This is a genomic window from Pseudomonas oryzicola, assembly GCF_014269185.2.
Lineage (GTDB): Bacteria > Pseudomonadota > Gammaproteobacteria > Pseudomonadales > Pseudomonadaceae > Aquipseudomonas > Aquipseudomonas oryzicola.
In genome coordinates this window covers 344,336-356,918 of sequence record NZ_JABWRZ020000001.1, presented here as the reverse complement: position 1 = coordinate 356,918, position 12,583 = coordinate 344,336, and the positions used below count along the sequence as shown (strand labels likewise).

General features: G+C 63.7%; 13 protein-coding genes and 1 pseudogene. 7 read left to right on the top strand and 7 right to left on the bottom strand.

Features of this window, described 5'->3' with window-relative positions; all coding sequences use genetic code 11:
* Position 1: 1 nt before the first annotated feature.
* Genes dapF through HU760_RS01660 form a run of 4 tightly spaced genes read left to right on the top strand, consistent with a single transcriptional unit; the run spans position 2 to position 3,147 of the window.
* On the top strand, positions 2 to 832 hold the full coding sequence (gene dapF / locus HU760_RS01675) for a diaminopimelate epimerase (protein WP_186671948.1): 831 nt from the start codon (positions 2 to 4) through the stop codon (positions 830 to 832).
* A gap of 13 nt (positions 833 to 845) precedes the next feature.
* Positions 846 to 1,556 carry a DUF484 family protein gene (locus tag HU760_RS01670; RefSeq protein WP_186671947.1) on the top strand — a complete coding sequence of 237 codons (711 nt, stop codon included), beginning with the start codon at positions 846 to 848 and terminating at the stop codon, positions 1,554 to 1,556.
* Complete coding sequence (gene xerC / locus HU760_RS01665; RefSeq protein WP_186671946.1) at positions 1,556 to 2,455, top strand: tyrosine recombinase XerC; 900 nt, start codon at positions 1,556 to 1,558, stop codon at positions 2,453 to 2,455. The genes HU760_RS01670 and xerC overlap by 1 nt, the downstream gene beginning before the upstream one ends.
* Positions 2,452 to 3,147, top strand: a complete 696-nt coding sequence (locus HU760_RS01660; RefSeq protein ID WP_186671944.1) for an HAD family hydrolase — start codon at positions 2,452 to 2,454, stop codon at positions 3,145 to 3,147. The genes xerC and HU760_RS01660 overlap by 4 nt, the downstream gene beginning before the upstream one ends.
* Before the next feature lie 110 nt (positions 3,148 to 3,257).
* Here the strand turns inward: HU760_RS01660 and sutA are convergent, their stop codons facing one another.
* The 3 genes from sutA to glnK all read right to left on the bottom strand — a co-directional run bounded on the left by sutA (position 3,258) and on the right by glnK (position 5,734).
* The gene (sutA, locus tag HU760_RS01655; RefSeq protein WP_170033703.1) at positions 3,258 to 3,587 is read right to left on the bottom strand and encodes a dormancy-specific transcriptional regulator SutA; all 330 of its coding nucleotides are present in this window, start codon (positions 3,585 to 3,587) and stop codon (positions 3,258 to 3,260) included.
* A 430-nt stretch (positions 3,588 to 4,017) separates the two neighbouring features.
* Complete coding sequence (locus HU760_RS01650; protein WP_186671942.1) at positions 4,018 to 5,349, bottom strand: ammonium transporter; 1,332 nt, start codon at positions 5,347 to 5,349, stop codon at positions 4,018 to 4,020.
* A 46-nt stretch (positions 5,350 to 5,395) separates the two neighbouring features.
* On the bottom strand, positions 5,396 to 5,734 hold the full coding sequence (gene glnK, locus HU760_RS01645) for a P-II family nitrogen regulator (RefSeq protein ID WP_002555808.1): 339 nt from the start codon (positions 5,732 to 5,734) through the stop codon (positions 5,396 to 5,398).
* A 397-nt stretch (positions 5,735 to 6,131) separates the two neighbouring features.
* Here glnK and HU760_RS01640 point away from each other — a divergent pair, with 397 nt between their 5' ends.
* Both HU760_RS01640 and HU760_RS01635 read left to right on the top strand, forming a co-directional pair.
* On the top strand, positions 6,132 to 6,398 hold the full coding sequence (locus HU760_RS01640) for an accessory factor UbiK family protein (RefSeq protein WP_170033707.1): 267 nt from the start codon (positions 6,132 to 6,134) through the stop codon (positions 6,396 to 6,398).
* Positions 6,399 to 6,752, top strand: a complete 354-nt coding sequence (locus HU760_RS01635) for a gamma-glutamylcyclotransferase family protein (RefSeq protein ID WP_186671940.1) — start codon at positions 6,399 to 6,401, stop codon at positions 6,750 to 6,752.
* Here the strand turns inward: HU760_RS01635 and HU760_RS01630 are convergent.
* Positions 6,706 to 8,752, bottom strand: a pseudogene (locus HU760_RS01630) (DUF4034 domain-containing protein). The gene HU760_RS01635 and the pseudogene HU760_RS01630 overlap by 47 nt on opposite strands.
* A 252-nt stretch (positions 8,753 to 9,004) precedes the next feature.
* On the opposite strand from HU760_RS01630, the gene HU760_RS01625 reads away from it, so the two are divergent.
* Positions 9,005 to 10,495 carry a YifB family Mg chelatase-like AAA ATPase gene (locus tag HU760_RS01625; RefSeq protein WP_186671936.1) on the top strand — a complete coding sequence of 497 codons (1,491 nt, stop codon included), beginning with the start codon at positions 9,005 to 9,007 and terminating at the stop codon, positions 10,493 to 10,495.
* Positions 10,496 to 10,538: 43 nt separating this feature from the next.
* On the opposite strand, the gene HU760_RS01620 is transcribed toward HU760_RS01625, so the two are convergent.
* From HU760_RS01620 to HU760_RS01610, 3 genes are all read right to left on the bottom strand, one after another.
* Positions 10,539 to 10,967, bottom strand: a complete 429-nt coding sequence (locus HU760_RS01620; protein WP_186671934.1) for a DoxX family protein — start codon at positions 10,965 to 10,967, stop codon at positions 10,539 to 10,541.
* A gap of 106 nt (positions 10,968 to 11,073) precedes the next feature.
* Positions 11,074 to 11,430, bottom strand: coding sequence for a response regulator transcription factor (locus tag HU760_RS01615; protein ID WP_367615765.1), 357 nt, complete (start codon positions 11,428 to 11,430; stop codon positions 11,074 to 11,076).
* Between the two features lie 8 nt (positions 11,431 to 11,438).
* On the bottom strand, positions 11,439 to 12,431 hold the full coding sequence (locus HU760_RS01610; protein WP_186671931.1) for a response regulator: 993 nt from the start codon (positions 12,429 to 12,431) through the stop codon (positions 11,439 to 11,441).
* Positions 12,432 to 12,583 lie beyond the last annotated feature (152 nt).

Sequence of the window (12,583 nt, the reverse complement as noted above, 5' to 3'; positions counted from 1 at the left end):
CATGCTGCTGCGTTTTACCAAGATGCATGGGCTGGGCAACGACTTCATGGTCCTCGACCTGGTCAGCCAGCACGCGCACATCCAGCCCAAGCATGCCAAACAGTGGGGCGACCGCCACACTGGCATCGGCTTCGACCAGTTGCTGATCGTCGAGGCACCGAACAACCCGGAAGTGGACTTCCGCTACCGCATCTTCAATGCCGACGGCTCGGAGGTCGAGCAGTGCGGCAACGGTGCGCGCTGCTTCGCCCGCTTCGTACTGGACAAGCGCCTGACCGCGAAAAAGCGCATCCGCGTGGAAACCAAGAGCGGCATCATCGAACTGGACGTGCAGAATGACGGCCAAGTCAGCGTCGACATGGGCCCGCCACGCTTCACCCCTGCTGACATTCCCTTCGTCGCCGACGAGCAGGCGCTGAGCTATCCACTGGAGGTCGACGGCCAGGTATATCCGATTGCCGCGCTGTCCATGGGTAACCCGCATGCCGTGCTGCGAGTCGACGATGTGCGTAGCGCACCCGTGCATCAGTTGGGGCCGAAAATCGAAAACCACCCACGCTTCCCGCAGCGGGTGAATGCCGGCTTCCTCCAGGTCATCGACCGCCACCGCGCCAACCTGCGCGTATGGGAGCGCGGTGCGGGCGAAACCCAGGCCTGCGGCACCGGTGCCTGCGCTGCCGCAGTGGCCGCGATCAGCCAGGGCTGGATGGATTCACCGGTGTCCCTCGACCTGCCCGGTGGCCGCTTGCACATCGAATGGGCCGGCCCCGGCAAACCGGTGCTGATGACTGGCCCGGCCGTACGCGTCTACGAAGGACAGGTTCGTCTCTAAGCGAGTAACCGCCATGACCGATCAGCCCCAGGTTGTACCCAAGCAGTCCACCGAGCTCGATGCCGATGCGGTTGTCGCGTACCTGCGCGCGCACCCCACCTTCTTCGCCGAGCACGATGAATTGCTGCTCGAACAGCGCATCCCGCACCAGCGCGGCGACAGCGTGTCGCTGGTGGAACGCCAGCTCAAGCTGCTGCGCGATCGCAACATCGAAATGCGCCACCGCCTGTCGCAATTGATGGACGTGGCCCGTGACAACGACCGGCTGTTCGACAAGACCCGCCGGCTGATCCTCGACCTGCTCGATGCCGGCAGCCTGGAGGAAGTGGTAATGGCGGTCGAAGACAGCCTGCGCCAGGAGTTCCAGGTGCCCTTCGTCAGCCTGATTCTGTTCGGCGATAACGTTGCCCCGGTCGGGCGCTGGGTCAGCAATGCCGAAGCGCAGCAGGCCATCGGCGCCCTGCTGGGCGGTGGCAAGACCGTCAGCGGCAACCTGCGCGAGCATGAGTTGGCCTTCCTGTTTGGTGAAGAACAGCGCCGGGAAGTGGGCTCCAGCGCCGTCGCCGCCCTGGAATATCAAGGCCTGCACGGGGTATTGGCAATCGGCAGCCGCGATCCGCAACACTACAAGAGCAGCGTCGGCACCCTGTTCCTCGGCTATATCGCCGAAGTGCTTGGCCGCGTGGTACCGCGCGTTACCCAGCCCCTGCGCTCGGTACGCTGATGGAACGCCAGCTGGAGGCTTATTGCGCACACCTGCGCAACGAGCGCCAGGTGTCCGAGCATACCCTGCTGGGCTACCGTCGCGACCTGGACAAGGTCGTCGCCTACTGCAAGGAACATGGCATTGCCGGCTGGCAGGCGCTGCAGATCCAGCAACTGCGCCAGCTGATCGCCCGCCAGTACCATCATGGCCAGTCCTCGCGCAGCCTGGCGCGGCTGTTGTCGGCAGTACGCGGCCTGTACCGCTATCTCAACCGCGAGGGCTTGTGCCAGCACGACCCAGCCAGCGGCCTGAGCGCGCCCAAGGGCGAACGCCGGCTGCCCAAGGTCCTCGACACCGACCGTGCGCTGCAGCTGCTGGATGGTGGTGTCGACGACGATTTCATCGCTCGCCGTGACCAGGCCATGCTCGAACTGTTCTATTCGTCGGGCCTGCGCCTGTCCGAGCTGACCAACCTCGACCTCGACCACCTCGACCTCGCCGCCGGCCTGGTGCAGGTGCTGGGCAAGGGCAGCAAGACACGCGTATTGCCAGTAGGTCGCAAGGCCCGCGAAGCGCTGCAAGCCTGGTACCGCCTGCGCGGCATCGGCAACCCGCGCGACCGCGCGGTGTTCATTACCCGCCAGGGCAACCGCATCAGCCCACGGGCCGTTCAGCAACGGGTGAAGGCGGCCGGTGAGCGCGAGCTGGGCCAGCACCTGCACCCGCACATGCTTCGCCATTCCTTCGCCAGCCATGTGCTGGAATCATCCCAGGACCTGCGCGCGGTGCAGGAGATGCTCGGCCATGCCGACATCGGCACCACGCAGATCTACACCCACCTGGACTTCCAGCACCTGGCCGCGGTGTACGACAGCGCCCACCCTCGGGCCAAACGCAGCAAAGGCACAGACTCATGAGCATCAAGCTGATCACCTTCGACCTCGACGATACGCTGTGGGACACCGCGCCGGTGATTGCCAGCGCGGAAGTCGTGCTGCGCGACTGGCTCGAAGCCAATGCCCCAATCCTTGGCGGCGTGCCGGTGGAGCACCTGTTCGCCATTCGCGAGCGCCTTGTGCAAGCCGAACCCGGGCTGAAGCACCGCATCAGCGCCCTGCGCCGACGGGTGCTGTTCCATGCCCTGGAAGAAGTCGGCTACAGCGAAAAACATGCGCAGGAACTGGCCAACGAAGGCTTCGAAGTGTTCCTGCATGCCCGCCACCAGGTCGAGATCTTCCCGGAAGTGCAGCCGGTGCTGGAAATCCTGCGCCACCACTACACCTTGGGCGTGGTCACCAACGGCAATGCTGATGTGAGCCGGCTCGGGCTGGCGGACTATTTCCGCTTTGCCCTGTGTGCCGAGGACCTCGGCATCGGCAAGCCGGACCCGGCGCCGTTCCTCGAAGCCCTGCGCCGTGGTAACGTGGAGGCCAGCGCAGCGGTGCACATCGGTGACCATCCGGGCGATGACATTGCCGGCGCCCAGCGCGCCGGGCTGCGGGCGGTGTGGTTCAACCCCCAGGGCAAGCCATGGGCAGGTGAACAGGCACCTGATGCCGAGATCCAGCGCCTGTCGCAATTGCCCGACATCCTCGCGCGCTGGCGCTGACAGGGGTCGCTTCGCGGCCCCATTCGCGGTAAACCCGCTCACCTTGTTCAGGACGGGGCAACACCCACAAAAAAGCCCGCAGCGACGGCGGGCTTTTTTCGATCAGCCACTCAGATAGGGCGGCTGCCGTACTTGTTGTCCGGCTTCTTGGGTGGATCGGCGACCACGTTGGCCTCGACCTCCTGAACCTTGCCACCGCGAGCGAGGAACTCTTCCATGGCCTTGGCCAGGGCATCACGTTCCTTCTGCTTGGCTTCCATGCTCGGCATCTCGTCTACCGAGACGGCCGCCTTGGATTTGCCCTTGGCAGTGGGTGCCGGGCTGCTGTCATCATCGCCGGCATCTTCAGCGACATCATCAGCCGCAGCTTCGAGGCCGTCATCAGCCTCGTCTTCATCGCCTACTTCGAGGTCATCATTTTCCAGATCGTCGTCGCTCATGTTCTACCTCATGACTTGCGAAAAGCAGGTTAGTTATAGACCAGTGCAGCCGTAGACCGGCAGCCACCAGTGAAAATTCAACTGGCCGTGGGTAAGGCCACTGCCCTAGGGTCGGCGCTCCTGATGGGAGGCGGTACCCAGCAGACCCTGCTCCTGGCAGGACCTGACAAATCCATAAGCCCCTGCTGGCCACTCGCTATTGGCAAGCCTAGCAAAGGCTGGCGAAGCGTGCGGACAACTGTCAAACACCCTTCGGCGCGCATTCTAGCGCGCCAGAAGAAAAAGCAAAGCACCCTGAACGCTCTACGTTTTGTAAGTTTTATGCCCACGTCGCAAACGTACCGAATAAACCGTTTGCCGTGCGCCAAATGCTAAAAATCTGGCAAAAAAAATGCCCGGCAAGCCGGGCAAGTTTTTTACCGCGTCGCAGTTACAGGTTGTAGCCGCGTTCGTTGTGCTGAGCCAGGTCGAGGCCGACCGACTCTTCTTCTTCGTTGACCCGCAGGCCCATCACCACGTCCAGCACCTTAAGGATCACGTAGGTGACGATGGCGGTGTAGAGCACGGTCAGGATCACGCCTTTGGCCTGGATCCAGACCTGCATGCCGATGTCGGTCACGGTACCGAAGCCACCCAGTGCCGGGGCAGCGAACACGCCGGTGAGGATGGCGCCGACGATACCGCCGATGCCGTGTACGCCGAAGGCGTCCAGCGAGTCGTCATAGCCCAGCTTGCGCTTCAGGCTGGTGGCGCAGAAGTAGCAGATCACACCTGCGGCCAGGCCGATCACCAGGGCGCCCATCGGGCCTACGGTACCGGCAGCCGGGGTAATCGCGACCAGGCCGGCGACCACACCCGAAGCGATACCCAGGGCGCTCGGTTTGCCGTGGCCAACCCACTCGGCGAACATCCAGCTCAATGCGGCAGCGGCGGTCGCGATCTGGGTCACCAGCATGGCCATGCCGGCGGTACCGTTGGCGGCAGCGGCCGAGCCTGCGTTGAAGCCGAACCAGCCGACCCACAGCATGGCTGCGCCCACCAGGGTGTAGCCCAGGTTGTGCGGGGCCATCGGGGTGGTCGGGTAGCCCTTGCGCTTGCCCAGCACCAGGCAGCAGACCAGGCCAGCGACACCGGCGTTGATGTGCACCACGGTACCGCCAGCGAAGTCCAGTACGCCCCAGTCCCACATCAGGGCACCGTCACCGCTCCAGACCATGTGGGCGATCGGCGCATAGACGAGGGTGAACCAGATACCCATGAACACCAGCATCGCGGAGAACTTCATGCGCTCGGCGAAGGCACCGACGATCAGCGCCGGGGTGATGATGGCAAAGGTCATCTGGAAGGTGATGAACACCGCCTCGGGGAACAGCGCGGTGGCCGAGGTCAGGTTCCCGGGCGTGACGCCGCTGAGGAACGCCTTGGAGAAGCCACCGACGAAGGAATTGAAGTTGAGCACGCCCTTTTCCATACCGGTGGTATCGAAGGCCATGCTGTAACCGTAGATGACCCAGAGAATGCTCATCAGGCCAGTGATTGCAAAGCATTGCATCATCACCGACAGCACGTTCTTGGAACGCACCATGCCGCCATAGAACAGGGCCAGGCCTGGAATGGTCATGAACAGCACCAGCGCCGTTGCGGTCAGCATCCAGGCGGTATCGCCGGAGTTCAGCGCTGGGGCAGCTTCCTCTGCCAGGGCAAGCCCGGGCATTACGAGGGACAATAGGGCTCCTAGCCCTGCGATCTTACGCAGAGTCATGTTGTTTTCTCCTGGGGCGTTGGGTTTGGTGAGGCTTTTTTGCTGCTTAGATCGCGTCGGTATCGGTTTCGCCGGTACGGATTCGGATCGCCTGCTCCAGATTCACCACGAAAATCTTGCCGTCACCGATCTTGCCGGTGTTGGCTGCCTTGGTGATGGCTTCGATTACCCGATCAAGGTCCTTGTCGTCGATGGCGACATCGATCTTCACCTTGGGCAGGAAATCGACCACATATTCAGCACCGCGATACAGCTCGGTGTGGCCTTTCTGCCGACCGAAGCCTTTGACTTCGGTGACGGTGATGCCCTGCACGCCGATTTCCGACAACGACTCGCGCACGTCGTCCAGCTTGAACGGCTTGATGATGGCTGTGACTAGCTTCATGAAACTCTCTCCCGATTTGGTGGACTTGCCCCAGGAAAACAAACCCGTCTCAAGTCTAAGCGCAGCAGTTGGCTTTGTAACGCGTCGTCGGCATCCGGCTCCGCATGCGCACTGCCTGGTCACAAAGAACCGCATCAGTGCATGGCTCGTACTGGTCTTTGCAGAAACCTTGCCAGTTCTACCAAGGCACGTGAAAACAGTGGCTTATGTGAATGCGCGGGGATTGGCCAGTCGCCAGCACCGGAAACACGCACAAGTTTGGTGCACGCCGGCTCGCCATATTGCTCGAAAAACGTGCAACTGCGCGCGCCTGCAGCATTGCTCAACGCCTACTCAAAGGCCCGGTTCCTGCGTGCTACACTGCCGGCCATCTCCCGTATCAGTGGACAGCCGAACCATGCTCGCGCCCAAAGCCCTCCTCGACGCCCTGAGCGACCAGGCCTCGCGCCTGTTCAGCAGCGATACCGCCCAGCCCCGTGCCGAACTGGAAAGCCAGTTCAAGGTGTTGATGCAAGGTGCCTTCAGCAAGCTGGACCTGGTCAGCCGCGATGAATTCGACAGCCAGATGGTCGTGCTGGCGCGCACCCGTGCCCGCCTCGAAGCCCTGGAACAACAAGTAGCCGAGCTGGAAGCACGGCTGAACCCGACCCCACAGGACAAGTGAATGCAGCCCTCCAACGCATACCCGGTACTGCTGTTTTCCTACGGCACCTTGCAGGACAAGGCTGTGCAACTGGCCAATTTCGGCCGCGAGCTGGCCGGCCAGGCCGACCGGATGCCTGGCTACCGGCAGGACTGGGTCGAGATTACCGACCCGGCCGTGTTGGCAGCCAGCGGCAAGGCCCACCACCCCATCGTGTCCCCCAGCAGCCATGCCGACGACAGCGTCGCCGGCATGGTCTTCCAGATCAGCGAAGAAGAACTGGCGGCTGCAGACCGCTATGAAGTCGCTGACTACAAGCGCATCGCCGTCACTCTCGCCTCGGGCCTGACTGCCTGGGTCTACGTGCGCGCCTGAATCCATCCAGGCTGCTCCGTTCACACGGGCGGCAGCTCGCTGGCATGCAGGGTGCCGCGGAACAAGGCCGCACCGCACTGGGTGAACAACGTCTTCACCCGGTTGCCTGAGTTGAGAATCTCGGCCTGGATTTCCCCGATGGCCGAATCCCCAGGCTGCAAGGTGGCTGCCCGGTTCACCCATTCGATGGCGGCAAACCGGCTTTGTTTGCGGGTACCGCGCCCCTGCATCCAGGCCAGCCCCAGCTCGGCGCTGGCCCGCCCGGCAATCCCTGGGTCAGGGTGCTCGACCAGGCTCAGCAGGTAGGCCACCGCTTCGGCCCGCTCCTGCGGCTCGCCAAACTGACGCAACAAGATCCCCAAGTGCAACCGCGCTTGTGCATTGATCTGCGCATTGCCCAGCGCGTCGACCAGCAAATGCCGGACTGTCAGCATGGCGGCGCGATCGCGAAGGTTTTTATCGCCCTCCATGTGCAGACGAGCCAGTTCGTACTTGGCTTGGCGGCTGCCCGCCTCCACCGCACGCTGCAGCCAGTGCCTGGCCGCCTCGTCGTCCAGATATTGCGCAGGGGTGTCGCCCAGCTCGCCGCGATACAAGCTGTACAGTGCAAGTGCCGCTCCCGGCAGATTCAGCTCGGCAAAACGCTCGTACAGATAGCAGGCCACTTCATGCCGTTTACCAGCCCACAGCAGTCGTGCCACGTCGAGCACCCCGAAGCCCGGCGCCCGGCCCGTACGCTGGCGCTTTACCGCAATCTGCGCCCAGGCTTTGGCCTGCTCGTCGGAACGTGACCAGCCCCACAGGCCGAAGCGGTGCCCGGCGGCACGCAATGCGCAGGCGGCAGCGTGCGAACGGCCTTCACACAGTTGCTCGATGGCGCTGCGTAACAGCTGCTTTTCATCGGTCATGCCGTTCAGCAGTATCAGCTCTACCAAACAACGAAAAGGCTCTCCCATGGCCGGTATGGCCGCGAGATCAGCCTGACACGCCAGGCTCGCGGCGATGTCGCGCATGCCGCCAGAGGGATCTTGCAACGCGCGGCTGCGCAATGCCCCGCGCCAGGCCAGCAGGACGGCACGCTCCCTGGGCCTCAATGGGCGCTGTGACCAGGCTTCGAACACCCGCTGCCACTCGGCAACAGCCTGCATCTGGTTGGCATGGGGCAACGTCAGTTGCTGTTCGACAGGCATCCAGTGCAGTGCGTTACGCAGTGGCTCGTCCCATCCTTCGCACAACGGACCATTGGCCAGCAACTCGATCGCATCCGGGCAGGCACCCCGACGGGATTGCAAGTACATAGCCAGGGCCTGAATCGCTTCGAAGCAGCCAGGGCGTGCGACCAGTGCGTGGCGCAACCAGTAATAGCGAGGGTCTTGGTTTTCGCGGTCGGCTCGCCGGCTCAGGCAGGCTGGCAACGCCTGCGGCAGTTCGGCCAACGGTTGCAGCCCATGCCTCACCAGAAACGGCGCCACAGCCTCTTGCACTTCGACATCAGCATGGGCACTGGGCCGGAAGCGCGCCGGCTGACCCTGGAACAACTCGACCAGCCAGCCCGGCTCACGAAACTGTGCACAGACATGCAGCATGCCAATGGCTGCCGCCACGGGCTGGGTGGAACGGCCCATGGCCCGTAGCAGGTGCGCAGTCGCTGTTTCGCAGATTTGCTCGACAGCAAGCGCACGCGCCGCGTTGTGCCTGCCACTTTCCTGCACCTGGCAAGCCCGCTGGAAACAGTGAAAGCCCATTACCACCTGCGGGTGATAAGCCTTGGGGCAGGCGTCGATCCAAGCTTTGAGCACCTGGCTCAGGGCCCTGTCACCCTGGCAGTCCAGGTCGGCCAACAGGTGCCCTTCGACAGCTGCAAGGTAGAGGGGAAATTCACCGGCCGGAGCTTGGCGCCATTGCCCTTCGAGGTTGTCGAAAAAGCGGTTGAGTTCACCGAATGCGTTGGCCTGCACCAGGTCGCGGATTATCTGCCGCGTGCGGGTTAGCGTTTGCACGAGAGCACTACCTCAAGTCCATTTGAAGGAAGCTGCGGTGCCATCCCATGGCAACCGCTGTTGCCCAACAACACTAAGCCATACCTGGCACTTGCGCAAAGTGATTGGATCCATTCTCTGCGCCGCATCAAGGTCTGCAGCAGAACCTGCCTCGAAAAACCCGGATGCACACTTCCTGCGCTCGCCTGGAGGGCGCCCGCTATGCTTGCACAGCCGCAGGAAGCGGCATTTTTCAGCGACAACGGAGCGTCCATGTCCCTAGCCCTCGTCCACAGCCGCGCCCAGGTGGGCGTACAGGCACCAGCGGTCAGTGTCGAAACTCACCTGGCCAATGGTTTGCCCCATCTCACCCTGGTCGGCCTGCCGGAAACCACGGTCAAGGAAAGCAAGGACCGGGTGCGCAGCGCCATCGTCAATTCCGGGTTGAACTACCCGCCGCGGCGCATTACCCAGAACCTCGCACCCGCTGACCTGCCCAAGGATGGTGGGCGCTACGACCTGGCTATTGCCCTGGGCATCCTGGCCGCCGATGCCCAGGTGCCAACGGCCCCGCTTGCCGACCTTGAATGCCTGGGTGAACTGGCCTTGTCTGGCAAGCTGCGCCCGGTGCAGGGCGTGCTGCCCGCAGCACTGGCAGCACGCGAAGCAGGCAGGGCGCTGGTGGTGCCACGGGAAAACGCCGAGGAAGCCAGCCTGGCTGGCGGGCTGGTGGTGTACGCGGTGGGGCATCTGCTGGAACTGGTCGCCCACCTGAACGGCCAAGTGCCGCTGCCGCCCTATGCAGCCAACGGCCTGATACTGCAACAACGGCCCTACCCGGACCTGAGCGAGGTGCAAGGCCAGCTGGCAGCCAAGCGCGCATTGCTGTTGGCGGCGGCCAGAGCGCATAACCTCTTGTTCACCGGACCACCCGGCACCGGCAAGACCTTGCTCGCCAGCCGCCTGCCGGGGTTGCTGCCACCGCTGGATGAGCATGAGGCACTGGAAGTGGCTGCGATCCAGTCGGTGAGCGGGCATGCTCCGTTGAGCAGCTGGCCGCAGCGGCCCTTTCGTCATCCGCACCACTCGGCCTCCGGCCCAGCGCTGGTCGGGGGCAGCAGCCGACCGCAGCCGGGCGAAATCACCCTTGCCCATCATGGCGTGCTGTTTCTGGATGAGCTGCCGGAATTCGAGCGGCGTGTGCTGGAAGTGCTGCGCGAGCCCTTGGAATCCGGCGAGATCGTGATTGCCCGGGCCCGCGACAAGGTGCGCTTCCCCGCCCGGTTCCAGCTGGTGGCGGCGATGAACCCGTGCCCTTGCGGCTACCTGGGCGATCCCACTGGGCGCTGTCGCTGCAGCACCGAGCAGATCGCGCGGTACCGCAACAAGCTGTCCGGGCCGTTGCTGGACCGTATCGACCTGCACCTGACTGTGGCCCGCGAGAGCACCACGCTGAATAACCAGCCTTGCGGTGAAACCAGTGCCGATGTCGCCGCCAAGGTTGCCGAAGCACGCGACGTGCAGCAGAGACGACAGGGATGCGCCAATGCGTTTCTCGACCTTGAGGGGCTGCGCCGCAACTGTGGACTGGCAGCGGCAGACCAGGCCTGGCTGGAGAGTGCCTGTGAACGGCTGACCCTGTCGTTGCGCGCGGCGCACCGCTTGCTGAAGGTGGCGCGAACACTCGCCGATCTGGAAGGTAGCCAGGCGATTGGACGGGTGCACCTGGCCGAGGCCCTGCAGTACCGGCCGGGGAGCAGTTAGCTTGTCAGGGCTGCGATGGGCCACCAAACGGCCCCAACATCCATCAGGCAACCTTGCTCCGGCAGAAAAGCCCGGCAACCGAATAGGCCCCCGGCCCCGTCAAGGCAAGCCCGCCATAAAGCGCCACCAGCAACCAGGCAAACTGCCCCTGTTCCAGGGTCCAGTCCGGGTGCACCACCAACAGCGCTATCAGCAATACCGCCAGCACCGGCAGGCAAGCCAGACGTGCAGCGACGCCGAGCATCAGCAGCAGCGGGCAGGCCACTTCGGCAAATACCGCCAGCCCCAACGTCAGCGGTGCACCCAGGCCGAAGGGATCTTCAATGCGCTGCAGCTCTGCGCTCCAGTTCAACAGTTTGGGTAGACCATGGATGAACAGCAGCAGCAAAGCGGCCATGACCCGCAGGAACAACAGGCCACTGGCAGTCAGGATTGGCGATTGCGCGTCGAGGAAGGGCTTCAGGCGAGGCATGGCAGGGCTCTCTGGTCGATCAGCCCGCGAGCATTGCGCAGCGGCAGCTGGATTGATTGTGCAGGTGTGCTGAGTCGACGTGCAGTATCGGCGCGGAGCCCGCGCATCACCGGCTGACGGCAAATGCCTGTTCTACAGCCTTGAGCAGCACCTCTTCAGAAAACGGCTTGCCCAGGCAGGCCAGCGCCCCCTGCCCCATCGCCGCCTGCACCGAGCCATCATCCCAATGCGCCGACATGCAGATCACCGGCATGCGCCAGCTCCGCTGCGCCAGCTCACGCTGTACCTCCAGCCCGCCCATGCCCGGCATCTTCAGGTCCAGCAACACACAGCTCGCCTCGCCCGCCAGTGGCGATTGCAGGAAGGCTTCCCCTGCGGCAAACGTCAGGGTCTCGAAGCCCGCCGAACGCAGCAGGTTGGCCAGGCTTTTGCGCACCGACGCATCGTCGTCGACAATGCACACCCCTCTGCTCATGCGCCGCCCAGGCCCTCAGGTCGTGCTCCGAGGACGTTGTGCATGGCCACCAGCTCCACCAGCGAGCGGGACTGCATCTTGTTCATGATGTTCTTCTTGTGCACCTTGGTCGTCACCTCGCTGGTGCCGATCTGCCTGGCGATCTGCTTGTGCGACAAACCGTCAACCACCAGCGAGAACACCTGGCGTTCACGCTGGGTCAGGCGCTGGTACTTTTCCTCGACCTGCCGCGCGTGGTGCCACTTGCGCCCCTCGGCCACGGCACGGGTGCGCACCGCCTGCAACAGGGTCAGCAACTGGTCTTCCTCGAACGGCTTGGTCAGGAATTCCACCGCCCCGGCACGCATGGCCTGGACGGTCATCGGGATAGTGCCGAAGCCGGTCATGAACACAATCGGCCAGGGCAACGCCAGCCGGCGCAGCGCCTCCTGTACCTCCAGGCCGCTGGTGCCGGGCAAGTGCATGTCCAGCAGCAGGCAGGCACAAGGCGTTGCCAGGCAAGCTTCGAACAGCGCCTCGGCATTGGCAAACAAGTGATGCGGGATGTCCTGCGAGCGCAACAGGCGGCCCAGAGCAGTGCGTACTGACGGGTCGTCATCCACGACCAGTACCGGCACCTCCAAGCGCTCACCAAGCGGCTCGACCGTCTCGGCCACGCTGCGCAGCAATGCCTTGCTCATCGCCTGGCCTGGCACTTCGAGGCTGATTTCGGCGGCCAGACGATAACCCCGGCGCGGAACGGTCTGGATCAGGCCACGGTCGCCAAAGGCCTTGCGCAGCAAGGACACCTGCACCTGCAGGTTATTGTCCTCGACCACCGTGCCGGCCCACACCTGGCTGAACAACTCTTCCTTGCCGACGACCCGGCCGTTGGCCCTGATCAAGGTGGCCAGTACCTCGAAAGCACGCCCACCCAGGAGGATCGGCTTGCCGTCGACAAAGACTTCGCGCCGCTCCAGCGACACCTGGGCATTGCCTATTCGGATCATGGCTTCCTCGCGCGGGCACGGGCGTTTTCGCTGCCTGGGCAGCCTAGGCCAGCGTACGCGTTCAGACAATTATCCCGAGGGATAGGTTGGCTTGAGGACTATACAAAAGCCCGCCAGCCCCAAGGGGACGATAACGGACAACAGCGTTCCCG